The sequence below is a fragment of the Erythrobacter westpacificensis genome, from assembly GCF_039542285.1.
GTDB classification, from domain to species: domain Bacteria; phylum Pseudomonadota; class Alphaproteobacteria; order Sphingomonadales; family Sphingomonadaceae; genus Alteraurantiacibacter; species Alteraurantiacibacter westpacificensis.
This window is the reverse complement of sequence record NZ_BAABHV010000017.1, coordinates 294,667-316,842: the sequence shown is the minus strand read 5'-3', so window position 1 is coordinate 316,842 and position 22,176 is coordinate 294,667. Positions and strand designations below refer to the sequence as shown.

Here is a 22,176-nt window from a genome sequence, read left to right as displayed (position 1 = left end):
TTGATGGGTGACAATCGCCGCCGTTGTCGTTAGCCAGCGCCTGCTCGCGCGGACAGGTGGCAGAGCGGTTGAATGCACCGGTCTTGAAAACCGGCAAGGGTGCAAGCCCTTCGTGGGTTCGAATCCCACCCTGTCCGCCAGAGAGCCTCGGAAAACTGCGGTTTCTGCACTGCTGTTCCGATTGTTCCCTTTATAGCGCCCATAAAAAAGTGACGCTTGGAGCGAATGCCTGCGAACAGTGATCCATGAGCGCCTATCCGCAAATCACTCTCCCCCTGACCACGTTCGGCGTCAGAATTAGCGACAGTCTCTTCCAGTTTGGCAGGTCGCACTCAGGCTAGATTCCGCTTTATCAGCGCAAACTTTCTTGCTGGCGGATATTATCGAGAACGGCTGGATGCATCGGGCTTTCAAATTTCAAGCCAACAAAGTTACCGCGCCGCCATCTGATTACGGCTGCAATGGGGCCGACGTGTCCAATCTTGATCGTCACCAATGAACCGGGGTTTGCCAATGTATGGTCCTTCACCCTGCAACCTCGTGTCGATAGATCGTATATCGTCACCGCCCGACTGCCATTCGTACCGTACAGCCGGCCGTCGAGCGTAACATCGTACCTTGGTTCGTCCCTCTCAATGTGATCCTGCGTCGGCTTGGCAAATTCTTTGGTTTTCCCAGCCTGCTGGTCCGTTATTGATATTTCGGACTCAGAGCGCTCATCCGGGTGAAGCTCGTTGAAAAGCTTCTCCGCTACCATCCAGAAGTTTTGCTCGCTGCCGAGATTGACTGCTGGCTTCCCATTCAGCCAGCACGCCCAAACCTCGCCGTTTTTCGATACTAAGAAGGGATCATCATTCATCGATCTGTGCAACTAATACTATATGCTACGTGGATCGCGGCTCCTAGCACCAACCTCGGCGCGATGCTTCCTTCAAATCAAGAGATTCCTCGGCTGGCTGATGAGTACGACGCTGCGCAGGAGCGCGGGGAGATTGGGCGGCAAGGTAAACCCGTAACCGTTCCTGACGAGAACGGTATTGTTCCTGCAACCGCCGCCGATGCTGGCCTAACCCGCAAGCAGATCCACGAAGCGCGCCAGTTACGTGATGCAGAGGAGGGGGGAGCCTGAGAAATTCGCGGGTCCTACCCAGCAAGACCCGGATACCAAAGCGCTTGCAGACCGCTTTTTTCGGGACTGAGCCCCGAGCGGAGGTTAGCAAGAGTCAGAAGTTCGAGTTTGCTCTTTCAGCGAGGATTGGTGCGAGTTGCTTGCCCAGGCGCTGCAAGTATTTCGGAGATCCCTGCTCAGCATAGAGAGAATTTTGGAACCCGCCCAATCGACCGTTATCAATGAACCAGATTTCGATGGCTTCGCTCATTTTGTGCACTTTAGTCCATTGATCGAATGGGAAATGCTCAGGATGGGCGATTACCCAGCTGAAGGCTGCCCTTGCGTGAATTACAGCCTGTGATGCTGCCCTCATATCGATGTCATCAGGTTCACAAAGGTGAGTGCGCAACGCCGCGAGCGCTTTGTCGAGATTGCGCCTCGCAGCGCTTCCTTCCCTCCCTCGCCGAACAGCTTGGTATGCAATTGATAGGAGAAATGCGGCGCCCGCTCCGATAATGCCGCTCCAGACGGCTACCCATTCCGCTTGGCTAAGGCATGGCCAAACGCCGAGTGCACACCACTGAGTCGAGATAATCATCCGGCCGGTATGCCGGTGCAGTCAGTATTGCGCCAGACGACAACGAAATAGGGCCGACCGGCGCTAACCGATCGGCCCCGGGGTGACGGGATGGGAGGTTCCCATTCACCCGCCTATGCAGCCGGGAAACCCAGACCGGCCGCATTCATGGTAGCATTATCTCCGAAGGACAGCGGGCGCGCAATGCCTGCCCGCCATCGATGCCGCGGAAAAGGTCGAGGATTTCAGAAGGCACTGCTTCGCTGCGCCGCCACGGTATCAGCCGGTCCTGGCCTGCAATGCCTGCAACTGCCTTTTCCATCGCACCCCGCGCCGCCATTGCGCCGCCGAAGCCTGCATCCAAGGCCGAGATGGTGGCAAAGCCCGCGACCATCTGCCGGGCGAGATCCTGCTGTTCGGCGAGCAACTCATCCACGAGCGGTTTGATCGCTCGCGCCACTCTGGACTGAGCCTCGGCGCGGACCCTCGACAATTCGGAGCGCAAGTCTTCCGCGGAGTGCTGCAGTTCCTTCATGCCGGCGCGAAGCGAAGCGGACTCTTCGCGCAATGAGGATTCATCGCGAGCGGCGTATGAGGCGATTGTTGCGTCGGTTCGCTCCATGAGGGCAGCCGCCACCGCTTTGCCGTCCATCGAAGATTTCTCCGCAATGGCGGTCGCGATGGCTTCGCAGCGCGAGGTTGCCGTTCGGATCGCGGATTCGGTCGCCGCAATCTCTTCCTCGATTTCAGCCAGCCGGCGGTTCTCATCTGCGAAGTCGAGCGCAGCAATGGCGGCGGCGGTGCGCTTCATGGTGCCTCTATCCATTGTTCCGGCCTCCCAGGTTCGCAATGGCCTTGTCCCATGCATTCGTTGATCGCTGCTGCTTGTCCGCTGCCCGGCGGCGTTCGAATTCGCCGTCCGTAGGCAATGCGGCAAGGTGCTTCACGATCTCCGCGGCGCCCATGGTGTCATGAGCGAGGAAGTCTGCAGCGGTACGTTCACGGCCCCGCGAAGCGGCGCTGGCGAATACGTCTGCGACGCGCTGGCGCTCGGCCTTTCGCGCGGCTTCGACGTCGAGCGAGGTCAATCCAAGACCTTTCGCCGACGCTGTAGGCGCTGGCTTAGGCTTGGGCGCTTCCTCGGCCTTCGCGGCCGGTGCAGGCGTTCGCCGCGGTGCCGGCGCACGGTCGCCGCGCATAGCGGCCAGCCGCTCCGATACATTCGCTCGGGCTCCTGCCCTGCCTAAATGGCTGTACTGTGACATGTGGAATCTCCTTTCGTTGTGGTTAGAAGAATTGAGGTTCAGCGCCGAGCAACGGATAGCCCGCCGCGCCGCTGCTCGTGTTCGCGATCAGCTGCCCCAAGTTGCGATTTGCGGCGTCCAGCCGGGCGACAACCGAGCCGAGTTCATTGACGATTTGAGCATTGCCGCTGTCGATCGAGGCGATGATGGGGACATTTGCCGGGTCGATTCCATTCGAGCCGAATGGGCTGTCCCTGCCTTCCGCTTCCAAGGCGAGGCCCTGAGCCGAAAGCGCGCCTTCGCTAAGGCTGCGTACCTCGTTGAAGCGGTCAAAGTATTGCTGTCCGCTGCCGAATATCTCGCGTTCGATGGCAAGCAGGTCGCGCGCTGCCTGAGCGAAGTCGTCAAACGCTGTGACATCGCCCGCTTCAACGCGCGCCGCGAGCCCTTCATATTCCGCCAAGGCGTTGGCCTGCCGGTCGCGAAGGGAGAGCCCGCTGTCGCCGATGTTCAGGTCATTGAGCAAGTCTTGAAGCGCACTTGATACTCGCGCTCTCGCCTTCTCGATGATCTCCGCTCGCTCCAGTGCATAGAGTTCTTCCAGTTCGGCGAACTCGGCCGCGCTGGCGCCGGCTCTGGTGAAGGTATCGATGAGCCCCTCGAATTCGCTATTCAGCTGGTCAATTTCGAAGCCCACCGGGTCGCGAAACTGGGCCAGCCGATCGAACACGCTGCGGAAATCCAAGAGATCCGCCAACGCCTTCTCGATGTCCGTACCTTGGCGAAGCAACCGCTCTTCCGCTGCGGATAGCCCTTCAATCACGCCATCGTTGATAAGGTCGAGGATAGCTGCCCGCACGGCCGCCTCTGCATCAGAGCCGAATGTCTGAATATCGGGGAATTCGCTTGTCTTGGTGTACCCTCTGCCTTGCGGGTCTATCGAATACACGCCGTCGCGAATACCGATGGATACCCGGCCTACGGCGCCGTTGAATTGCGCTCCAAGGGCCTCCGCCAACCGGTCCAGCGCCTCCAATGCGGACCCTGCCAATTGGCCCGATGCGTCTTTGAACTCTTGCGTATCGCCGTAGAAGCCGGAGACCCTACCTCCCGAGATGATGGCGGAGCCGCGGTCGCTGCCACTGATGAGGCCGCCAAGGAAGCCACCTGCAATGCCGCCGAGGATGGAGCCGAGGGGGCCGCCGGCCGCGCCGAGGATACCTGAGAGCCCCTCTGTCAGCGCCTCGCCCGCTGCCTGGCCGACCGCGCCGCCTACCGCGCTGGACAGTTGGGAAATGGTATCCTGCCGCCCGAACAATGCTGTTCCGGCCAGAATGCCAGTTCCGGCGCCGCCAATCACCTTCGACAAGGTTTCTGAAAATTCGCCGTTCGCCCCGAATACGTCGCGGAGTTCATCGCCAAGTGTTTGAGCGATGAGTTCGCCATCATCTCCGGTGCGCGTACCGATGGTGGTGTCGAGGATGGCCCCCAGCGGACCGCCAAGGGGTCTCCCGTTGATGAAGTCGAACAATCCACCCAGCGCCCCAGCCGCCCCGCCAAGGCCAGACAATGCGCCGCTGAGGCGGTCAATCTCGCGCGCCAGCAACTCGGCGGCTTGGGCCTCGCGCTCCAGCACGCTCTCGCGATTGATGAGGTCGAGTTGCAGGTCGCGGTATCGGATCCACGCGGCGTTGACGTCATCGACACCCTGCGCAGCCAGCCGGGCCTTGAACGCGGTTTCTTCGAGCGCGAGCGCCGCACGCTGCCGGGCAGGTCCTGCAAGCCCAAGAAGGGCGATTTCATCACGCAGACCCTGCAGGGTTCCGCTTTCAAACTCTGCTGTTGCCTGCGCGTCCCGCCGTGCGGCTTCCTGCCGCTGCTGGATCGTGATGGCTTCCTCGCGCAAGGCGTTGCGTTCTTCGATCTGCCGGCGAAGATCGTCATTCGGCGCGGCGGCCTTCGCGCGTTCGACCTCCAGTTGCCGCAACTGGCCCGCCGATGCGCCCATCGCTTCGATTTCGCGGTCCAGTGCTGCGATGTAGGATTCTGCGGCCTCTGTGGCCTGTTGAAGCGCGCGTTCCTCATCGCTCAGGCGCTCGGCGCGCGAGTTGCCGCCGCCGCGTGTCCGGGCGCTGTTCGCTTCCCGCGCCGTTTCGATTGCCGTGTCGCGAAGGGTGGTGAGCCGTTCGAACTCAGCTTCGTACTGCGCTTCGCTGATGAATATCCCGGCGCTTGTTGCCCCGATCGGGTCATCCTGACTTCGCCGGAATCGCTGCTCAAGCTGGCCGACCTGCCGCTCGAACTCGTTGCGCGCTGCCAGTGCAGGGTCTGCCCGTTCCAGCACGTCCTGTTGCGCCGTGGCGATGCGGGAATTCGTCGCTGCAATCTGCGCTTCGCGGAGAGCATCACGCAAGCCCGCGACTTCCTGACGCTGGCGACCGATGGCGATGAAATCCGGGCCATTGAACGGGATTAGCGCATTGAGCCCGCGTCCCTCGTTTTCAAGTTCGCTCAGCGTCGATTGCGCATCAGCCAGCCGCTGTTCGAGTGAGGAAACCGACTGCTCCGCGATCAGGGCGTTCGAGCGGAGAAAGTTGCCTTGCACCGCGATGGCAGAGCGGGTCGCCTCTGCCAGCTGCTCCATAGCATTCGCGGCTTGCGATGCGCTCAGTTCGAGAACGTCCAGCCCTTCGGCAAATTCGAATGTCGCGTCTTCGGCGTCGCCAGCCTCATCGCCCGCCGTGATCAGGTCGGCGATGAATGGGCCCAGCACCGCTGTTGCTGCGAAGATTGCGGCGCCCCAGGGCCCGGCGAGGAAGGTTGCAAAGCGGCCAATGCGGGCCTGCGTCGCGTTGGCGCTGCGTTCCAAGCCGGAGAGCGCGAAGGCTGCCTGAGGAACCTGTTGCGAAAAAATCGTGAAGGCGTTCGTGCCTAGCTGAGCCTGGACGGTGACATCCTGCATCTGCTGGCCCAGTTGAACGAATGCGGTTCGCGAGGCCGCGGCCGATCCGGCCATTGCTCGCGTCGCATTGGCGCCCCTGCCGGATTGCACAACGAGCGCGCTTGTGGCGGACCTCTGCCGGTCAAGTTGGGCCTGGACCTGCTCTGCTGCATCGGCATGGGCGCGAGCAGCCTGTGCGGCTTCGCGTTCCTCGCGCGCCAGTGCTTCCGTGGCGGCAACCGAAAGGCGGGCTGACTGGCTGTAGTCTCCCTCTCCCTGGGCAGCGAGCCGAGTTGCGGCGGCAACTTCCCGTGCGGCTGCTGCTCTCGCTTCCTGAGCATCCGCCGCGGCGCGAAGTTCGCTCACTCCAAGGTCCAAGCTGCCGGCGCTATTGCGGGGCCGGGACAAGGCGCTGTCCAGCTGTCGCCGAGCCTCATTTCCGAACTCGGCAAACTTTCGGCTGGCGGCGTCGGTCATGCCTTCAACTTCGGCGACAAATGACGTTCGGGCAGCCGGGTTGTCTCGATGTTCGGCGCGAAGGAAAATTGGGAAAACGGTCGACATCTGTCAGGCCTCCATTTGGTCGAGCAAGCGCTCAGCGCGGTAGGCGACCGCCTCGCCTGCAAAATTGTCAGAGATGGAGAACAGCCAGGATGCGAATTCCTGCCGTTCAACTGGAATGAGGAGTTCGGGCGACCGTCCAACCTTGCCGAACGCGCGCTCGAAATGATGCAACTGGGCGTCGGTCGAGAGATCAGGCCAGCTTCGCGGCAAGAGCGCTTTGATTGAAGCCTGCTCCCCCTCGCTAAGCCCCGCTTCGGCGGGATCTCCTTTCTCACCTTGGAGAAGTTCTCCCAATGATCTTGAACCGCCCACACGACGCATTTCGCGAAAAGCGAAGTGCGCCGATTCATCGGAATTTAGTTCTCCCGATTCATCGGAATTTAGTTCCCCGTTTAACGGAATATAGTGGGGGGTGGTTTTTGGCGGAGTTCTGCCATTCTCCCGATCGCCGTGACCAACTATCTCAGCGGCATGGTTGGCATCTTCACCAACTATCGTCGCTGGCTCATCGATCGAAGCGTAGTTATCGGCAGAGTCAGAATGTTGGTCGCCGCACCAACTATCTTCACTTTCGAAATCGACGCGAAGAGTGAAGCGTCGCTTGTCTCCCTGTTGCTGTTCTCGAATGACGTAGCCGAGTTCGATTAGGCGCTTCACTGCTTTGGAAAAGTTAGTGATGTCCGTGCGAGCCTTCTCAGCAAGCGTCGAAAGGCGTGCATAGCAGCCGCCTCCGTTGCCGCGGACGGTGCTCATTCCATCATGGAGCGAAATCACCATAAGGCATCGCAGTTCAAGCGGCTTGAGCGCAGGATCCATGATCGCGCGCTCTGGCATTGCCGCCCAGCGCGGTTTCTTTTTTCGCTTTCCCGGTCCATCGGCCATTTCATCGCCCGCCCTCGATAATTGCGCCTGCGTCGATCAAGGCGAGTTCCGCTGCTTCTCGTGAGGGGAATGGTGCCAACCAGGCCGCAAAGCGGCTGGACCGGACGCCAGGCTCGACGTGTTGCGATGTCGGGTCCCAGGCCGCGAATAAATCGCCATCATGTTCGTGATGAGCTTGAAGGCAGGATGTCGTCATTGGACCAAACCTTCGCTGGCATCGATGATTTCCGATCCGGTCGCCTTGGCGAGCATCTCCGCGAATGCGATGGCCTTTCGGCGGTCGTCAAAGCGATCAGGGCTCACCGGCGCATCGAGAACACACACGACGAAAGCCAATCCATCGCGGTGGATCCAGATTTTCTCTGGCGGCCGGCTCGGGCTGCGCGCGGTCATGATCAGGCTGCCTGATCGAAGTCTGGCAGACTAGCGAGATATTCTTCGCGCGATTGGGCGTCCCAGATGGTGCGCGACCCCAGTTTTTTCGCTCTCAGCTTTCCTTCGCCAAGCAACTTGTACGCGATCGTTTTCTTGAAGGGGGAGTTCGCGAGGAAGGTGCGAGTGTCCTCCCAGCGGGAGCCGGATTCTACACGTTGGTTGTGCATGGTTTTCTCCGTTCGTTTCTGTCCGGACGGAGTTGCCACGCGATTCGCGCTGGCGATATTGCAGCTATTGTGAGCCCAATTGCCTCACTAATAGGTGCTATTGCTTCAAAGCGGCGTTGATGACGGCTGGCGACGGTACCGGATCCATATCGGCGACGTGCCAAATCTTCACCAGAAATTGATGAAATTCGGACTTGGCATCCGCTTGGGAATTGCCTTCCGGACGCCACGCGGTTGGCTCCTTCCCGGTCACTTGGGAGTAGATTGCCCCAAGATCGCGGATCAGGTCATCCCTCTCGATTGAAGGCATCCGTGTCGGCAAAGCGAAAGCATTCATGTCGAGATTAGCTAGTTTCTGGCTCACGCTCTTCCCAGCCAGCCGAAAACCGCCCCATTCGTCTGTGAACCCCATTCGGCTGTACTTTGGCACCGACGCTGCGACCTGCTTGGGCTCAATCCCGAAAGAGTAAGGCAAAGCGTTACAGATTTCCTCGATGATCAGACAATGTGCCGCTTCCAATGCCTCGGCTCGTCTAGGGGCAACTGCGGCGTCGGTCGTCTGTCGTGCGCGAGCCAGAGTTCGCATTCCCTCGCCAAGTCTAGTCAGTGCCTTTTCGATCCCGCTAACCGCCTCGCGGATTTCCTTAGCGGAGACGTGTTCACCCGTCCTGGCAGTGCAAACCCTGCTCTTGAAAAGCGCATTCACGATTTGCTGGCGGGCCGGCTCAAGCGACGCTTCGGCAGTACCGATGAAGCGCAGGGCTTCGTCTAGCGAGGCCCCGTCGAGAGTCTGCCACTCTCCATCGAAACTGCGGCCCATTGCTGCGAATAGCGATGCCAGAGGATCGTGGTTGGAATCTGTCGTCACCGGGTCCGCTCCGGGTCCGCTGGTGAAGGCGGGGCAAGGTGGCGGACGACACCCTTTCGATCGGCCGGATCTAGCCCCGCGCAATTGGATAGCAGCGATTGGCTGGCGACGCTACGCGCCCCGCTCGCGCCGCCGCTCTTCGTTGCCCAGCTTTTCACGGATGCGCTCGACATCGGCGAATAGGACTTGGATAATCTCGCGCGCGTTCACGTCCTCGTGGGCATCTTCGATGGTGAACGCCTTCATCTTGTCTCGCAGGGCGTTAAGGTCGTCTGCCGGCGCGAACATCAGATCGCGAAAAGTCTCGGCCCGCCGGTCAAACAGCGGGTCGATTTGTTCGTCCGGAATTGTCGCGTCCTCTAGGGCCTTCTCGTACGACAGAGCATCATGGGCAGACTGCGCAGCGCGGTATTGCCAATAACGCGCTATTGCCGGGTTCACTTCTTCGCTAACTTTCTTCTCAGCCATTTCTCGACTCCTTAGGTCGTAGGTGGTCAGGGGGCCGGCATGATCGCACCATCGCCGCGCCCCCGCTTCATGGGCGGGATTGCCCTATGAAATTTGCGCCCGCAGCGGCGTCACGTTATCCTCTTCGCTGCGGCTGGCGCCGGTGGCGCAATAGGTCGCCCAAGCGTCCATCAGCTTACGCCGCTTTTCGAACATCTGGCCGCGACGGTAAGCCGCCTCGGAGTCGTTCCTGATCGTGTGAGCCAGCGCCATTTCGCAGACTTCATGAGGAAAGCCGGTACACTCGGCCGCCCAATCGCGGAAACTCGACCGGAAACCATGGACCGTGAACCCGTCGACCATCCGGCGCAGCTGCATGAGCATCGCCATGTTGCTCAAGTGCCCGCCCTTGGTGGCAGGGAAGAGGGGGGCATCCGGACCGGTGTCTCCGATGTCGCGAAGGTCTTTCAGGATCTCCACGGCCATGGGCGAGAGCGGGACCGTGTGTTCCTTCTCGGCCTTCATTCGCACGGCTGGAATGGTCCATACTGCGGCCTCGATGTCGACCTCGCCCCATGTCGCTCCGATCGTTTCGCCCGTTCGCGCGGCGGTCAGGATCGTGAACTCAAGCGCCCTCACCCCCATGCCTGTTCGTTTGGTGAGGTCCTCCATGAATGCGGGAACCTGATCGTAGGGCATGGCTTCATGATGCTCGGTCACGCCCAGCCGCGCATTCCGCCGCTTTTTCGCCTTGCTGACCTTGGGGAGTACCTTGTCGAGATGTCCCCGCCACCGCGCCGGGTTTTCGCCTTCCCGCAAGCCCTCGACCTTCGCCGCATCCAGTACTGTTTCGATGCGCCCGCGAACTCGGCTGGCAGTCTCGGGCTTCTCGGACCAAATAGGCTTTAGCGCCGCCATGACGTGTTCGGTGTCAACGTCGCATACGGGTAGGTCGCCGAATTGCGGGTACACATAGGTTTCGAGGGTCGAACGCCATTGCGCCCGATGCTTGTCATTCTTCCAGCCGCTCTCATTGAGCGCGATGTATTGTTCGGCTGCGGCGCGGAATGTGGTGGTGGCGATGCGCTGCGCCTGCTCGGCTGCCTTGGACATGAGCGCCTTCTTTCTTCGCTCCGACATGGGAGTGACACCGCTGCGTACTTCGCGAGCCATGTCCTGCGCCTTCTCGCGCGCCTCAGCCAGTGATACTGCCTCGGCCCCGGCGGCTGGACCTAGGCCGACATCGCAGACCTTGCCCTCCACGGTCGCCCGGTAGACCCATGAGCGGGCTCCGCTGGCCTTCACGAGTAGATAGAGACCGCCGCCGTCTGCATGACGCCCTGGTCCCTTGCTGCGCACTGCGAGCGGCGTGAGAGCGTTGTAGACCTTCCGCGGCATCATGAGTTCCCTTAACTGTGCCCATAAACTAGCGCGGTTTTAAGGGAACGCAAGCGAACAGTGATGAACGGGTATTTCCGGTGTTTCTTCTATGATGCTTGGAATTCTGCGGTTTATCGGTCGCTCATGAATGGATGCGGTCGCTGATTAGACGGACACCCTGTCCGCCAGCAAGGCTTACTGCATCTGCTGATCTTCCGGCTCCGGCGCTTCCCTGCGTTCGGGCGAGACGCCATCGATTGCCGTGCCCTCGGGGCGATAGCCTTCCTGGGGCTGGTCTGAAATCTCGTATTCCATCGCAATCACCTCTCACTCGCAAAAAGTGTGAGAGGTGATTGTTTTCCGGTATTTGCGACCAGCGGTTCGTCGCGAATATCGCCTTAGATGTGGATCGCCCGGCCAAAGGCGCCGAGCACGCTTTCGTGCATCGATTCAGAGATCGTGGGGTGCGGGAAGACCGTCTGCATCAGTTCGGCCTCGGTCGTCTCCAGCGTCTTGCCCACGACATAACCCTGGATCATCTCGGTCACTTCCGCGCCCACCATGTGCGCGCCCAGCAGTTCGCCGGTCTTGGCGTCGAACACGGTCTTGGTGAAGCCCTCGGCCTCGCCCAGTGCGATGGCCTTCCCATTGCCGATGAAGGGGAACACGCCGACCTTCACCTCGTAGCCTGCTTCCTTGGCCTTGGCCTCGGTCATGCCGACCGACGCGATTTGCGGGTGGCAGTAGGTGCAGCCGGGAATGGCATCGCGGTTGAGGGGGTGCGGATGCACCTCCTTGTTGCCCAGTTCCTTGGCGATGGCCTCTGCCGTCGTTACGCCTTCGTGGCTCGCCTTGTGCGCCAGCCACGGCCCCGGCGTGCAGTCGCCGATCGCCCACAGGCCCTTGGACTTGGTGCGGCCATAATCGTCGATCTGGATGAAGCCGCGATCCATTTCGACCAGCTTATCGAGGCCCACGTTTTCCGTATTCGGCATGATGCCGATGGCGACGATGCAGTGGCTGAACTCGGTTTCGGCAACCTTGCCGTCCTTGCCCTTGATCTTGGCGGTCACTGCCTTGTCGGTGGCCTTGATGTCTTCCACGCCAGCGCCGGTCATGATGGTCATGCCCTGCTTGGTGAGGCTCTTTTCAAGGAAGGCGGAGACCTCCGCATCCTCGACAGGCACGATCCGGTCGAGCATTTCGACGACGGTAACGTCGGCGCCCATGTCGTTGTAGAAGCTGGCGAATTCGATACCGATAGCGCCGGAGCCGATCACCAGCAGCTTCTTCGGCATTTCGCTTGGCGTCATGGCGTGGCGGTAGGTCCACACGCGCTTGCCGTCGGCCTTGGCGAACGGCAGGTCGCGCGCGCGGGCACCGGTGGCGACGATCACATGCTTGGCTGTGAGCTTTTCCTCGCCCTTCTCGCCCTTCACCGTCAGGCTGGTGGGGCCTGTCAGCGTGCCCTCCCCCATGTGAACGGCGATCTTGTTCTTCTTCATCAGGTGCGTCACGCCCTGGTTAAGCTGCTTGGCAACCCCGCGGCTGCGCTTCACCACGGCTTCCAGGTCCGCCTCGATTTCGCCCGCAATCTTCAGGCCATAGTCCTTGGCGTGCTGGGCATAGTGCAGGATCTCTGCCGAGCGCAGCAGCGCCTTCGTCGGAATGCAGCCCCAGTTGAGACAGATGCCGCCCAGGTTCTCGCGCTCCACGATGGCGGTTTTCAGGCCAAGCTGGGCGCAGCGGATTGCCGCGACATAGCCGCCGGGGCCGGAACCGAGAACGATGACGTCGTAGGAATTGCTCATGATCTATCCTGAAGGCAAAGTGGTGTGTGGATGAGGAGGGAGGCGCAGCGCACGGCCTAGGCTCCCCCGCATTCGGCGCCCGGCCGATTGGCAAGGATGCGGGCGACGAAGGCATCGGCCTCGCGACCGGCGGCAGCGGCGGCTTCCTCCTGGTAGAGGAAAACCCCGCCGTTGTATTCGACGGGCTGCGTGAGCGAGGGAATGTCGAAGCCGTGTTCGGCTCCCCGGTAGCGGTGGACGGTGAAGTTCTCCGCAGGGCGCGCGCTGGTGAGGAAGGCGTCGAGCGCTTCGGCGGTCGTCAGGTCGTCGCTTTCGCCCTGCAATACCAGCACCGGCACTTTGGCTTCGAAGTCCTCGGGCTGGCCCAGCACCAGCGGGTAGTAACCGATAGCCCCTGCAAGGCCCGGCACCGGATCGTTCGCCAGCGACATGACGCCCGATCCGCCGGCCGAGAAGCCGATCACGAAGCCGGGACACGACAGGTCCAGCCAGCCCTCCCGCTCTGCCGAGGCGAGCGCATCGCGCACGACCTGCGCCTCCATCGGGCCGGGAATGCCTTCGCTCTCGATACCGAGCACGGGCGCGGCGGCCTGGTAGTGAACGACGAGCGCATCGAGGCCGCGCGCGTTCCAGTGGCGCGCCACGTCGAAGTAGAACTCGGTATCGCCGAACACCTCGATCCCGCCGCCACCGGGCAGCACGACGATCCACGGCTTCGGACCGTCGCCGTTCGCCGGGTAGGCGTAATAGTGTTCGTCGGCGCTGGCTTCAGTCATCGCGGCCTCGCTTTCCGTCGCCGGAGCGCAGGCCGTCACGAAGCCGAGGGCTGCAATGGCGGCAATGCGGCATATCACGCGCCCCCTCCGTCGATCGGACGCGGACGACCGGCGTCGTCTACGGCAACGAAGGTGAACTTGGCCGATGTCACCAGTTCCTCGTTTTCCGAATGGCGCTCGCGCCGCCAGGCCTGCGTGTCGATGCCCATGCTCGTGCGACCGACGCGGGTGATCTCGGCATAGACAGACACTTCGTCACCCACTTTCACGGGGCGATGAAACTCCACCCCGTCCATCGCGATGGTGACCGCCCTGCCCTTCGCCCGCCGCGCGGCCACGAGGCCAGCGCCCGAGTCCATCAGGCTCATCAGCCAACCGCCGAAGATGTCGCCGTAAGCGTTGGCATCGGCGGGCATCGCGGTGACGCGCATGGCGGGATCGCGCTTCGGCATCAGGCTTGCGCATCCAACATGGAACACCGACCGGGGTGTTTTGGAAAACTTGCCCGGAGCCCCCTCGCATCCGTAAATCGCGCCGAAACGGCTCCGCTAGCTGTAACCTTCCAGATCGGCAGGTCATCACGCCAGTTGGCGATCAAAGGGGCGGTTTGCGAAATCGTCATGGGGCGGTCTATCGCTACCTCATCGAAAAGTAGGAAAGCGATCAGGCCACCAGACCCAGCGGCGCTTCGACCAGTTCCTTGAATACCTTCATCAGCTGCGCGCCGTCCGCCCCGTCGATGGCGCGGTGGTCGAAGCTGCCCGTCGCGCTCATCACCGTGGCGATCTGCAGGGCATCGTCGACCACGTAGGGCCGCTTTTCGCCTGCGCCGATGGCCATGATCATCGCCTGGGGCGGATTGATGACGGCCTCGAACTGCTTGATACCGAACATGCCCATGTTGGAAAGGCTGGCGGTGCCGCCCTGGTATTCTTCCGGCGCCAGCTTGCCGTCCTTGGCGCGAGTGGCAAGGTCCTTCATCTCGGTGCTGATCTTGCTCATGGCCTTGGCCCCTGCATCCTTCACGATGGGGGTGATCAGGCCATTGGGGATCGACACGGCGACGGAGATATCGGCACGCTCGAACTTGAGCATGGAATCGCCCGCGAACTGCACGTTGCAGGCGGGCACCTGCTCCAGCGACTTGGCCAGCGCCTTGATCAGCATGTCGTTCACCGACAGCTTGATACCCTGCGGCTCCAGCGCCTGGTTCAGCTCGCCGCGCAGCTTGAGCAGCGCATCGAGGCGGATATCCACCGTGAGGTAGATGTGCGGCACCTGCTGCTTCGATTCGGTCAGGCGGCGCGCGATGGTCTTGCGCATGCCGGACAGCTTTTCCACCTCGTGCGGGATGCCGAAATCCTGTGCTTCGGCGGGCTTCTGCTCGACTGCGGGGGCCGCTTCCTTCTCCGTAGCGGTGGGTGCGGGCGCAGCCGCGCCAGGCTTGGCGCTTTCCACGTCGGCCTTGACGATGCGTCCATTGGGACCGGTGCCCTTGATGCGGGCGAGATCGAGGCCCTTCTGCTCGGCAATCCGGCGCGCGAGCGGCGAGGCGATGATGCGGTCGCCGTCCTTGGTGGGCGCAGGGCCTGCGGATGCCTCCGGTTCGGGTGCCGGTGCGGGGCTTGGTGACGGCGACGGAGCAGGTGCGGCTTCCTCGGTCTTTTCGTCCTTCGCGGCAGAGGCCGGAGCGGCATCGCCGCCGCTGATCGGGTCCACGTCCCCCACGTCCTCGCCTTCCTCGGCAAGCGTGGCGATGACAGTGCCGACCTTTACGCCTTCGGTGCCCTCTTCCACCTGGATATGGGCAATGGTGCCTTCATCGACGGCTTCGAATTCCATCGTGGCCTTGTCGGTCTCGATCTCGGCCATAATGTCGCCGGAGGAAACCTTGTCGCCCACTTTCACAAGCCATTTGGCAAGGGTGCCTTCCTCCATGGTTGGCGAAAGGGCGGGCATCTGAATGGCAATCGGCATAGAGGCGCAGGGCTCCCTGAAGAGGTTGGTTCGCGTGGCATGCTCTCTGACGAATTTGGCCGCGCGGGGCAAGGCATCTTGCGGAAATCAAGGTTTCGCGTGATACCGCGTGAGCGGGAGAACCAATGATGCGTGTCTATCTCACCATTGTCGACGAGACCGAGGAAGCGCGCGCCGCGCTGCGTTTCGCTGCGCGCCGTGCGGCCAAGACGGGAGGCGTGGTGCACCTGCTTGCCCTGGTTCCGCGCCAGTCCTTCAACGCGTTCGGCGGCGTTCAGGCCACCATCGAGGAAGAAGCCCGCGACCGCGCGGAGGTGCTGGCGAACTCTGCTGCGGGCGAGCTGATGTACGAATCCGGCAAGATGCCGCAGATCGCGGTCCGCGTCGGCGATGCGAAAACGGTCGTGTCGGAATACCTTTCCGAACACCCTGAAGTCGCCGCCCTTGTGCTGGGCGCAGCCGCAGAGGGCGCGCCGGGTCCGCTGGTGACGCACTTCTCCACGAATGTCGGCAGCCTGCACTGCCCGCTTTTCATCGTGCCGGGCAGCCTGACCAGCGAAGAAATCGACGCGTTAAGTTAACGTGCCGCGCGTCGGGTAGTCATTCTCCAACGTGAAATCGATGCCTTTCAGCAGGTCGTCAAGGGACGGCCGGGTCCACGGTGCATTCTGCGTCTGGGCGAAGTGCACCGTGCGATCGGGCTTGAGCAGGAACAGGCCGGGTTCGCTGAACACATCCGGTTCCTCGCTGCCATCACGCTTCTCGCTGATGTAGAGGCCCCATTCGCGGGCCTGGTCCTCGGTCATCGAATGGACGAGCGGCAGGTTGCCGGTTTTCCATTCCTTGTCGACCACCATGGCGCGCTCCTCGCTGTCCATGGAGATGGCAAACACGTTGATGCCGCGGCTGACGAAGTCGTCCAGCCGCCCGCCGATTTCCTCGAGGTAACGCTTGCAGATCGGGCAATGCTTCCCGCGATAGAACACCAGCATGGTATAATTGTCTGGTGTCTGGTCCGACAGCACGAAGCGCGCATCGATGGTGAGCGGCAGGTCGATATCGGGGGCGGTGAAACCGGGCTTGAGCATGAAATTCTCCTTTGCCCGATCAATGCCCGCGCCGCCGCTAGCGTTCCGCTATTTCTTCTTCTTGCCCCGCCCTTGATGACGGATGTTACCGGGCCTGCCGCGCTTGCCGACCGTGTGCTTGCCCTGCTTGTCCTTGCGCGGACCTCTGCCCGGACCTTTTCCGGGCCCTTTGCCGCGAGGCTTCTTCTCCGGCCTGCGACCGCGCGGTTCGACACGCTGGTTGCCGCCGCCTTCGGGCAGTTCGAATTTCAGCGCGCCCGTCAGCGGGTTCGCTTCGCCCAGCCGCAGGTCAAGCACATCGCCCACGGTGTAGGTCGTGCCGCTGTCCTCGCCGGTCAGTTTGTGCGCGCCTTCGTCGTAATGGAAATATTCGCGGCCCAGCGTGGAGATCGGCACGAGGCCATCCCCGCCCATGCCAACGATGGTGGCGAAGAAGCCGAACTTCTGCACCCCGGTAATGCGCGTCTCGAACACCTCGCCCACGCGGCCCGAGAGCCAGGCGGCAACGTAGCGGTCGATGGTGTCGCGTTCAGCCTCCATTGCCCGGCGTTCGGTAATGGAAATGGCATCGGTGATCTTGCCGAGGTCCGCCCGGTCCTTGTCCGACAGGCCCGAATGCGCAGGGATGGTGTTTCCCTTCGGCTTGGGCTGTTCCAGCTTGTAGCTGTCCACCAAAGCCCGGTGCACCAGCAGGTCGGCATAGCGCCGGATGGGCGAGGTGAAGTGGGCGTAGCTGCCGAGCGCAAGGCCGAAGTGGCCCGCATTCTGCGGGCCGTAATAGGCCTGCGTCTGGCTGCGCAGCACGGCTTCCATCACCAGCGCCTTCTCGCCCGGATCGTCACCCATGTCCTTGATCATGCGGTTGAACAGGCCCGGCGTAATGACCTGCCCCAGGGCAAGGTTCTTGCCGATACTCTCGAAATATTCGCGCAACGCGATCAGTTTCTCGCGTGTCGGCGGTTCGTGAATGCGGTAGACGACAGGGCTGGCCTTGCTTTCCAGCGCCTTTGCCGCAGCGACGTTGGCGGCGATCATGAAGTCTTCCACCACGCGGTGGGCATCCAGTCGCTCACGCACCTTGATGCCCTTGATCTTGCCGTCCTCGCCCAGTTCCACGCGCCGTTCGGGCAGGTCGAGATCGAGCGGGTCGCGATCATCGCGGGCGGCGTTCAGCGCTTTCCAGCAGGCCCACAGCGCGTTTATCGGTCCGGTGGCATTGCCAGCGTCGATCTGTGCCTGCGCGTCCTCGTAGGCGATCACCTGCTCGATGCGCAGGATGGCGCGGGTGAACCGCCAGTCGGTCACGCGGCCATCGGCGTCGATCTTAAGGTGGCAAGCCATCGCGGCGCGGTCCCTGCCCTCGCCCAGCGAGCATACGTCGGCGGACAAGACTTCGGGCAGCATGGGAACCACACGGTCGGGGAAGTATACCGAATTGCCGCGCCGGCGCGCTTCCTTGTCGATGTTGGAGCCGGGGCGGACGTAGAACGACACGTCGGCAATCGCCACCAGCGCGTTGAAGCCGCCCTCCCCGTCGCTCTCGGCCCAGATGGCATCGTCATGGTCGCGCGCGTCGGCGGGATCGATGGCGATGATCGGCAGGTGGCGCAGGTCTTCGCGGTCGTCTTCGCTCAAGGGGAGTTGTGCGGCCTTTTCGGCCTCGTCCAGCACTTCCTGCGAGAAGCGGTTGGGGATGCCGTACTTGTGAATGGCGATGAGACTGAAGCTCTTTGGTGCCAACGGGTCGCCCAACACCTCGGTGACTTTGACCGAGGAGTTGCGACCGCGCCCGACGGGTTCGGCCACCACCAGCTGGCCTTTCTCGGCATTGCCGAGGTCGGAGACGGGGGACGAATTGCGGATGCGTTTGTCGACAGGCGCCAGCCATGCCTTGCCGCCGCCATCGATCTCGATGACGCCCAGCATCTGGTCCTCGGCCACGGCCAGCTTCTTCATCGGGTGCGCCAGCCAGCCGCTGCCCTTTTCTTCCGTGCGGGCGAGGATACGGTCGCCTGTACGCAGTGCTGCCTGCTTCTTCTTCTCGATCACCCTGAGGCGCGGCGGGGCGCTGCCATCGTCGGGGTTCCAGCTTTCGGGCACGGCGATGGGCTCGCCGTCGTCGATCTCGACCACGCGCAGCACGGTGACGCGCGGCACGCCGCCCATCTTGTGAAAAGCGCTCTTGCTCGAATCGATCAGGCCTTCCTCGGCCATGTCCTTCAGCAGCGCCTTGAGGGCGATCTTTTCCTGCCCCTTGAGACGGAAATGCTTGGCGATCTCGCGCTTGCCGACACGCGTGTCGGAGCCGCGGATGAATTCCATGATCTGGTCCTTGCTGGGCAGGCCCTGGAACTTCTGGGCAATTTTCTTCGTGTTCTTCGGTTTGTTCATATGCCCCGCATATGGGGGCGCTACTCCCCGCTGTCGACGGGTAGCGGATAGAATTGTCCGCCGGGCACCGCGCTGGAGACCGGGCTTTCCGCCCCGTCTGCTGCCACGGAACTGACCCCGAAGATCCAGTCATCGCCGCGATCGGGCGCAAGGACGATGGAATTGAGATCCGCCGCCGGGTCCGCCCGCAGCGTTTCGCGCCACGACCAGTCCCGGTCATCGGTGCGCCTGCGCCACACGTTGTAGCGCACCGCGCCTGCCACCGGCTCCCACTCCAGCAGCACATCGGGCCGCACGATGCCATCGCTCTGCACAACGGGCGGCATGGGCGTGCGGGCCAGCACGTCGGCGGCGCGCACATTCAGGCGCGTCACATCGGCAAGATAGCCGAAGTCCATCTCGTCGATGGTGTCGCCGTAGGTCGTGCCGTCTTCCACGCGCAGGTCCTGGTGCTGGTGCTCGTAATCCTCGATGGCGACAGAGAAGCGGATGGCGGGATAACCACGGTCGAGGAACGGCAGGTGGTCCCCGCCCCGCCCCATGCGATCGCTGCGCCAGGTCTGCCTTACGTCGAGACCGGTCGGTTCGCCCTCGGCCAACTGGTCGAGGAAGCGCGAGAGGTTGCGGCTGGGGCTGTCGTTGCCGCCGCCCATGCTGCGCATCATGGCGCGGGTCTGTTCGTCCGCGTCGGCGCGCACCCCTTCGGAGAAGACGCGCACGTGCTCCGCGTCGCAAACCCCGTCGCTGCCGCACGATCCGCCGACCACGTCATTGTTCAGCACGGCCTTTACGGTCCAGCCCTGCTCCGCCGCGTAGTCCGCCAGCAGGGTCCCGCCGTAAAGCCCTTGCTCCTCGCCCATCAGCAGGGCGTAGACGATGGTTGTGGGATATTCGCGCTGGCTCAGCACCCGCGCGGCTTCCAGCACAAGCGCGCTGCCGCTGGCATTGTCGTTCGCACCGGGAGCCTCGCTTGTCGCGTCCATCACGTCGGAAGCGCGGCTGTCGATATGGCCCTGGATGATGACGACCTCGTTCGGACGCTCCGTGCCGCGCTGGATGGCGACGGCGTTGCGGATCAGCACCGGCTCGGGAATACGCCGACCGCCCATCTCGCGCTCCACGAAGCTGACGTCGAGGCAACCGCCGCAAGCCGCGCTTGCTTCCTCGAACTCTGCCCGGCCCCAGTCCAGCGCCGCACCGATGCCGCGTTCGGGATCGTCGAGGCTGGAAAGCGTGTGGCGCGTGCCGAAGGAGACCATTGTCTCGACATCGGACTGCAACCGCTCCTGCGAAACGGGCGCGGCGGGATCGCCGCTTGTTTCGTGGGCGAGGACGGGCGTGGCGAAGGCGGCGATGCATGCCGCTGGCAGGAGATAATGGCGCATTCGTCGAGAAGTCGCCCATTCCCGGCCCCAATGCAAGGTGGCCGATTGCAGGTGTAACCGGTTCGTTCTAGCATCGCCGCTTCCGCCCGTCCGGGCATGAAGGGGAACATCATCGTGAGAAAGTTTGCACTGGCACTGGCTGCCACCACCGCGCTTGCATCGCCTGCACAGGCGGGCGAGGCCTACAACCTGCTCGGCCCTGTGATGACCGACCCCACGGTGGACCAGATCGAGGATCGCTGCGACTACTACGCCAGCCAGATCGATCTCTACCGCGATGCCATGCTGGGCGATGCCGAGGCGGCAACGGTTGCCAACACCCTCGCCCGCTTCGACGATCTTTCCGCGCTGCTGTTCTCCGCCAGTTCGGAAGCAGGGCTTTACCAGCAAGTTCTGCTGACACCCGAAGCGCGCGCGGCGGGCGGTGCGTGCGCGGCGCGGATCGCCGGGCTTGCTAGCGAGATCACGCTCTCGCGCCCGATATATGACCGGCTATCGGAACTCGACGTGTCCGGTGCCGATCCGGCCAACCAACGCTTCTACGAAACGACGATGGACGCCTTCCGTCGCGCAGGCGTTTCGCTGGACGATGCGCAGCGCGCGCGGGTGCAGGAAATCAACGCCCGGCTGGCGGACCTTTCCACCGAGTTTGCCCAGAACATTGCCGAGGACGTGCGGACCATTGAAGTCTCGCCCGAAGAGCTCGCCGGTCTGCCGCAGGACTACATCAATGCGCGCGAAGTGGGCGAGAACGGCATGATTACGCTCACCACGGCGTCGCCCGATTATGTGCCGGTGATGACCTATGCGGAGAGCGACGACCTGCGCCGCCGCTATTCCGAACTCTACGGCCAACGCGCATGGCCCGCCAACGACGAGGTATTGCGCGAGATCTTCACGCTGCGCGACGAACTGGCGCAACTGACCGGTTTCGAGAACTACGCCGCGCTGCAATTCGACAACCGGATGCTCAACACGCCCGACCAGGTGGAGGACCTGATCGAGCAGACCGATGCGGCGGCGCGACCGGTGGCAGAGGCCGACTATGCGCAGTTGTTCGCGATGCTCAAGGAACTGCGCCCCGGTGCCGAGCGGATCGAGCCTTACCAGCTTGCCTGGCTTGGCCCTAAGGTTCAGCAGGCAAACTACGACTACGACCCGCAGGAAGCGCGGCAGTACTTCCAGCACGACGATGTGCGCGACGGGATCTTCAACCTGACCGAGCGACTGTTCGACGTCGAAGTGCGTGAATGGAACACGCCCGTCTGGCACGACAGCGTCGGCGCATACGAACTCGTGGAAGGCGGCGAAGTGATAGGGCGCTTCTATCTCGATTCGCACCCGCGCCCCGGCAAGTACACCCACGCCAATGTGGTGCCGCTTTACGCAGGCTCGCCCGCCGATGGGCAGGTGCCCGTCGCCGCGCTCGTGCAGAACATGCCCGAAGGGCTGATGGAGCACGGACAGGTGACCACCTTCCTGCACGAATTCGGCCACGTGCTGCATTTTATCTTCGGCAGCCGTCACGAAATGGCCAGCAACTCGATGATCAGCGTGGAGTGGGACTTCATCGAAGCGCCCTCGCAGATCCTCGAAAACTGGGTCTACGATTACGACACGCTCGCCACTTTCGCGGTGAACGCAGAGGGCGAGACGATCCCGCGCGACCTGGTGGAGAGGATGAACGCCGTGCGTCATTTCAACCAGGGCATGTTCGAGATGCGCCAGCTGGGGCTGACGGCCACCTCCTACAACTACTACACGCAGCCGATTCCCGATGACCTCGGCGAGGCGGCGCGCGAATGGCAGCAGACCTATTCGCTGGTGCCGATCTCCCCCACATCCGAAATGCAGGCGGCCTTCGGGCACCTCGATGGCTACGGCGCGGCCTACTACACCTACGGCTGGTCGCGCGTGATCGCTGCGGACATGTTCAGCCGCTTCAAGGCAGAAGGGCTGACCAACCCCGAAACCGCCGCAGACTATCGCCGACTGGTGCTGGAGCCGGGCGGCACGAAGCCCGCAGCCGAGCTGGTACGCGATTTCGTGGGACGCGATATCTCGTTCGACGCGTTCCGCGAAGACCTGGAGCAGGGATTGCCGGAGGAATGAGGCCGGGCGGCCTCACCCTT

Annotated in this window: 20 protein-coding genes and 1 tRNA gene; 3 read left to right on the top strand and 18 right to left on the bottom strand. The window is 62.5% G+C overall.

Annotated elements, in window-relative coordinates; translation table 11 throughout:
* Positions 1–50: 50 nt before the first annotated feature.
* A tRNA-Ser gene (locus ABFX23_RS12410) sits at positions 51–140 on the top strand.
* 212 nt (positions 141–352) lie between these two features.
* Here the strand turns inward: ABFX23_RS12410 and ABFX23_RS12405 are convergent.
* The 15 genes from ABFX23_RS12405 to ABFX23_RS12335 form a co-directional block, all read right to left on the bottom strand.
* Positions 353–859 (bottom strand): PilZ domain-containing protein, encoded by a 507-nt coding sequence (locus ABFX23_RS12405; RefSeq protein ID WP_346033358.1) that lies wholly within the window; start codon positions 857–859, stop codon positions 353–355.
* Between the two features lie 364 nt (positions 860–1,223).
* On the bottom strand, positions 1,224–1,709 hold the full coding sequence (locus tag ABFX23_RS12400; RefSeq protein ID WP_346033357.1) for a hypothetical protein: 486 nt from the start codon (positions 1,707–1,709) through the stop codon (positions 1,224–1,226).
* Positions 1,710–1,854: 145 nt separating this feature from the next.
* Positions 1,855–2,499 carry a hypothetical protein gene (locus tag ABFX23_RS12395; protein WP_346033356.1) on the bottom strand — a complete coding sequence of 215 codons (645 nt, stop codon included), beginning with the start codon at positions 2,497–2,499 and terminating at the stop codon, positions 1,855–1,857.
* 7 nt (positions 2,500–2,506) lie between these two features.
* Complete coding sequence (locus ABFX23_RS12390; protein ID WP_346033355.1) at positions 2,507–2,776, bottom strand: hypothetical protein; 270 nt, start codon at positions 2,774–2,776, stop codon at positions 2,507–2,509.
* A 199-nt stretch (positions 2,777–2,975) separates the two neighbouring features.
* On the bottom strand, positions 2,976–6,239 hold the full coding sequence (locus ABFX23_RS12385; RefSeq protein WP_346033354.1) for a phage tail length tape measure family protein: 3,264 nt from the start codon (positions 6,237–6,239) through the stop codon (positions 2,976–2,978).
* A 201-nt stretch (positions 6,240–6,440) separates the two neighbouring features.
* Complete coding sequence (locus ABFX23_RS12380; protein WP_346033353.1) at positions 6,441–7,319, bottom strand: helix-turn-helix domain-containing protein; 879 nt, start codon at positions 7,317–7,319, stop codon at positions 6,441–6,443.
* Positions 7,320–7,511: 192 nt separating this feature from the next.
* Complete coding sequence (locus ABFX23_RS12375; RefSeq protein ID WP_346033352.1) at positions 7,512–7,712, bottom strand: hypothetical protein; 201 nt, start codon at positions 7,710–7,712, stop codon at positions 7,512–7,514.
* Positions 7,713–7,714: 2 nt separating this feature from the next.
* The gene (locus ABFX23_RS12370; protein WP_346033351.1) at positions 7,715–7,921 is read right to left on the bottom strand and encodes a hypothetical protein; all 207 of its coding nucleotides are present in this window, start codon (positions 7,919–7,921) and stop codon (positions 7,715–7,717) included.
* 97 nt (positions 7,922–8,018) lie between these two features.
* Positions 8,019–8,789, bottom strand: a complete 771-nt coding sequence (locus ABFX23_RS12365; protein WP_346033350.1) for a hypothetical protein — start codon at positions 8,787–8,789, stop codon at positions 8,019–8,021.
* A 111-nt stretch (positions 8,790–8,900) separates the two neighbouring features.
* The gene (locus ABFX23_RS12360) at positions 8,901–9,257 is read right to left on the bottom strand and encodes a hypothetical protein (RefSeq protein WP_346033349.1); all 357 of its coding nucleotides are present in this window, start codon (positions 9,255–9,257) and stop codon (positions 8,901–8,903) included.
* 84 nt (positions 9,258–9,341) lie between these two features.
* Positions 9,342–10,634 carry a tyrosine-type recombinase/integrase gene (locus tag ABFX23_RS12355; RefSeq protein WP_346033348.1) on the bottom strand — a complete coding sequence of 431 codons (1,293 nt, stop codon included), beginning with the start codon at positions 10,632–10,634 and terminating at the stop codon, positions 9,342–9,344.
* A gap of 380 nt (positions 10,635–11,014) precedes the next feature.
* A complete protein-coding gene (gene lpdA / locus ABFX23_RS12350; protein ID WP_346033347.1) occupies positions 11,015–12,427 on the bottom strand; it encodes a dihydrolipoyl dehydrogenase in 1,413 nt (470 codons plus the stop codon).
* 56 nt (positions 12,428–12,483) lie between these two features.
* Positions 12,484–13,281, bottom strand: coding sequence for a dienelactone hydrolase family protein (locus ABFX23_RS12345; RefSeq protein WP_346033346.1), 798 nt, complete (start codon positions 13,279–13,281; stop codon positions 12,484–12,486).
* Positions 13,278–13,655: an acyl-CoA thioesterase gene (locus ABFX23_RS12340; RefSeq protein WP_346033345.1), complete on the bottom strand. Its 378-nt coding sequence runs from the start codon at positions 13,653–13,655 to the stop codon at positions 13,278–13,280. The genes ABFX23_RS12345 and ABFX23_RS12340 overlap by 4 nt, the downstream gene beginning before the upstream one ends.
* Before the next feature lie 211 nt (positions 13,656–13,866).
* Positions 13,867–15,180, bottom strand: coding sequence for a pyruvate dehydrogenase complex dihydrolipoamide acetyltransferase (locus tag ABFX23_RS12335; protein WP_346033344.1), 1,314 nt, complete (start codon positions 15,178–15,180; stop codon positions 13,867–13,869).
* Between the two features lie 128 nt (positions 15,181–15,308).
* On the opposite strand from ABFX23_RS12335, the gene ABFX23_RS12330 reads away from it, so the two are divergent.
* Positions 15,309–15,761: a universal stress protein gene (locus tag ABFX23_RS12330; protein ID WP_120078787.1), complete on the top strand. Its 453-nt coding sequence runs from the start codon at positions 15,309–15,311 to the stop codon at positions 15,759–15,761.
* Here ABFX23_RS12330 and ABFX23_RS12325 read toward each other — a convergent pair.
* Genes ABFX23_RS12325 through ABFX23_RS12315 form a run of 3 tightly spaced genes read right to left on the bottom strand, consistent with a single transcriptional unit; the run spans position 15,753 to position 20,044 of the window.
* Positions 15,753–16,268, bottom strand: a complete 516-nt coding sequence (locus tag ABFX23_RS12325) for a peroxiredoxin-like family protein (protein ID WP_346033343.1) — start codon at positions 16,266–16,268, stop codon at positions 15,753–15,755. The two genes, ABFX23_RS12330 and ABFX23_RS12325, sit on opposite strands and share 9 nt — an antisense overlap.
* Positions 16,269–16,316: 48 nt before the next feature.
* Positions 16,317–18,659, bottom strand: coding sequence for a ribonuclease R family protein (locus ABFX23_RS12320; protein WP_346033342.1), 2,343 nt, complete (start codon positions 18,657–18,659; stop codon positions 16,317–16,319).
* A 20-nt stretch (positions 18,660–18,679) separates the two neighbouring features.
* On the bottom strand, positions 18,680–20,044 hold the full coding sequence (locus ABFX23_RS12315) for a M28 family peptidase (RefSeq protein ID WP_346033341.1): 1,365 nt from the start codon (positions 20,042–20,044) through the stop codon (positions 18,680–18,682).
* Between the two features lie 114 nt (positions 20,045–20,158).
* Between ABFX23_RS12315 and ABFX23_RS12310 the strand changes: the two genes are divergently transcribed.
* A complete protein-coding gene (locus tag ABFX23_RS12310) occupies positions 20,159–22,156 on the top strand; it encodes a M3 family metallopeptidase (protein ID WP_346033340.1) in 1,998 nt (665 codons plus the stop codon).
* The last annotated feature ends 20 nt before the right edge of the window (positions 22,157–22,176 follow it).

Excerpts from the sequence above, each read along its gene's own strand:
- ABFX23_RS12325 (WP_346033343.1), bottom strand. The coding sequence starts at position 16,268 with ATGCTCAAGCCCGGTTTCACCGCCCCCGATATCGACCTGCCGCTCACC.
- ABFX23_RS12340 (WP_346033345.1), bottom strand. The coding sequence starts at position 13,655 with ATGCCGAAGCGCGATCCCGCCATGCGCGTCACCGCGATGCCCGCCGAT.
- ABFX23_RS12320 (WP_346033342.1), bottom strand. The coding sequence starts at position 18,659 with ATGAACAAACCGAAGAACACGAAGAAAATTGCCCAGAAGTTCCAGGGC.
- ABFX23_RS12335 (WP_346033344.1), bottom strand. The coding sequence starts at position 15,180 with ATGCCGATTGCCATTCAGATGCCCGCCCTTTCGCCAACCATGGAGGAA.
- ABFX23_RS12315 (WP_346033341.1), bottom strand. The coding sequence starts at position 20,044 with ATGCGCCATTATCTCCTGCCAGCGGCATGCATCGCCGCCTTCGCCACG.
- lpdA (WP_346033347.1), bottom strand. The coding sequence starts at position 12,427 with ATGAGCAATTCCTACGACGTCATCGTTCTCGGTTCCGGCCCCGGCGGC.
- ABFX23_RS12395 (WP_346033356.1), bottom strand. The coding sequence starts at position 2,499 with ATGAAGCGCACCGCCGCCGCCATTGCTGCGCTCGACTTCGCAGATGAG.
- ABFX23_RS12370 (WP_346033351.1), bottom strand. The coding sequence starts at position 7,921 with ATGCACAACCAACGTGTAGAATCCGGCTCCCGCTGGGAGGACACTCGC.
- ABFX23_RS12330 (WP_120078787.1), top strand. The coding sequence starts at position 15,309 with ATGCGTGTCTATCTCACCATTGTCGACGAGACCGAGGAAGCGCGCGCC.
- ABFX23_RS12375 (WP_346033352.1), bottom strand. The coding sequence starts at position 7,712 with ATGACCGCGCGCAGCCCGAGCCGGCCGCCAGAGAAAATCTGGATCCAC.
- ABFX23_RS12400 (WP_346033357.1), bottom strand. The coding sequence starts at position 1,709 with ATGATTATCTCGACTCAGTGGTGTGCACTCGGCGTTTGGCCATGCCTT.
- ABFX23_RS12355 (WP_346033348.1), bottom strand. The coding sequence starts at position 10,634 with ATGCCGCGGAAGGTCTACAACGCTCTCACGCCGCTCGCAGTGCGCAGC.
- ABFX23_RS12405 (WP_346033358.1), bottom strand. The coding sequence starts at position 859 with ATGAATGATGATCCCTTCTTAGTATCGAAAAACGGCGAGGTTTGGGCG.
- ABFX23_RS12360 (WP_346033349.1), bottom strand. The coding sequence starts at position 9,257 with ATGGCTGAGAAGAAAGTTAGCGAAGAAGTGAACCCGGCAATAGCGCGT.
- ABFX23_RS12380 (WP_346033353.1), bottom strand. The coding sequence starts at position 7,319 with ATGGCCGATGGACCGGGAAAGCGAAAAAAGAAACCGCGCTGGGCGGCA.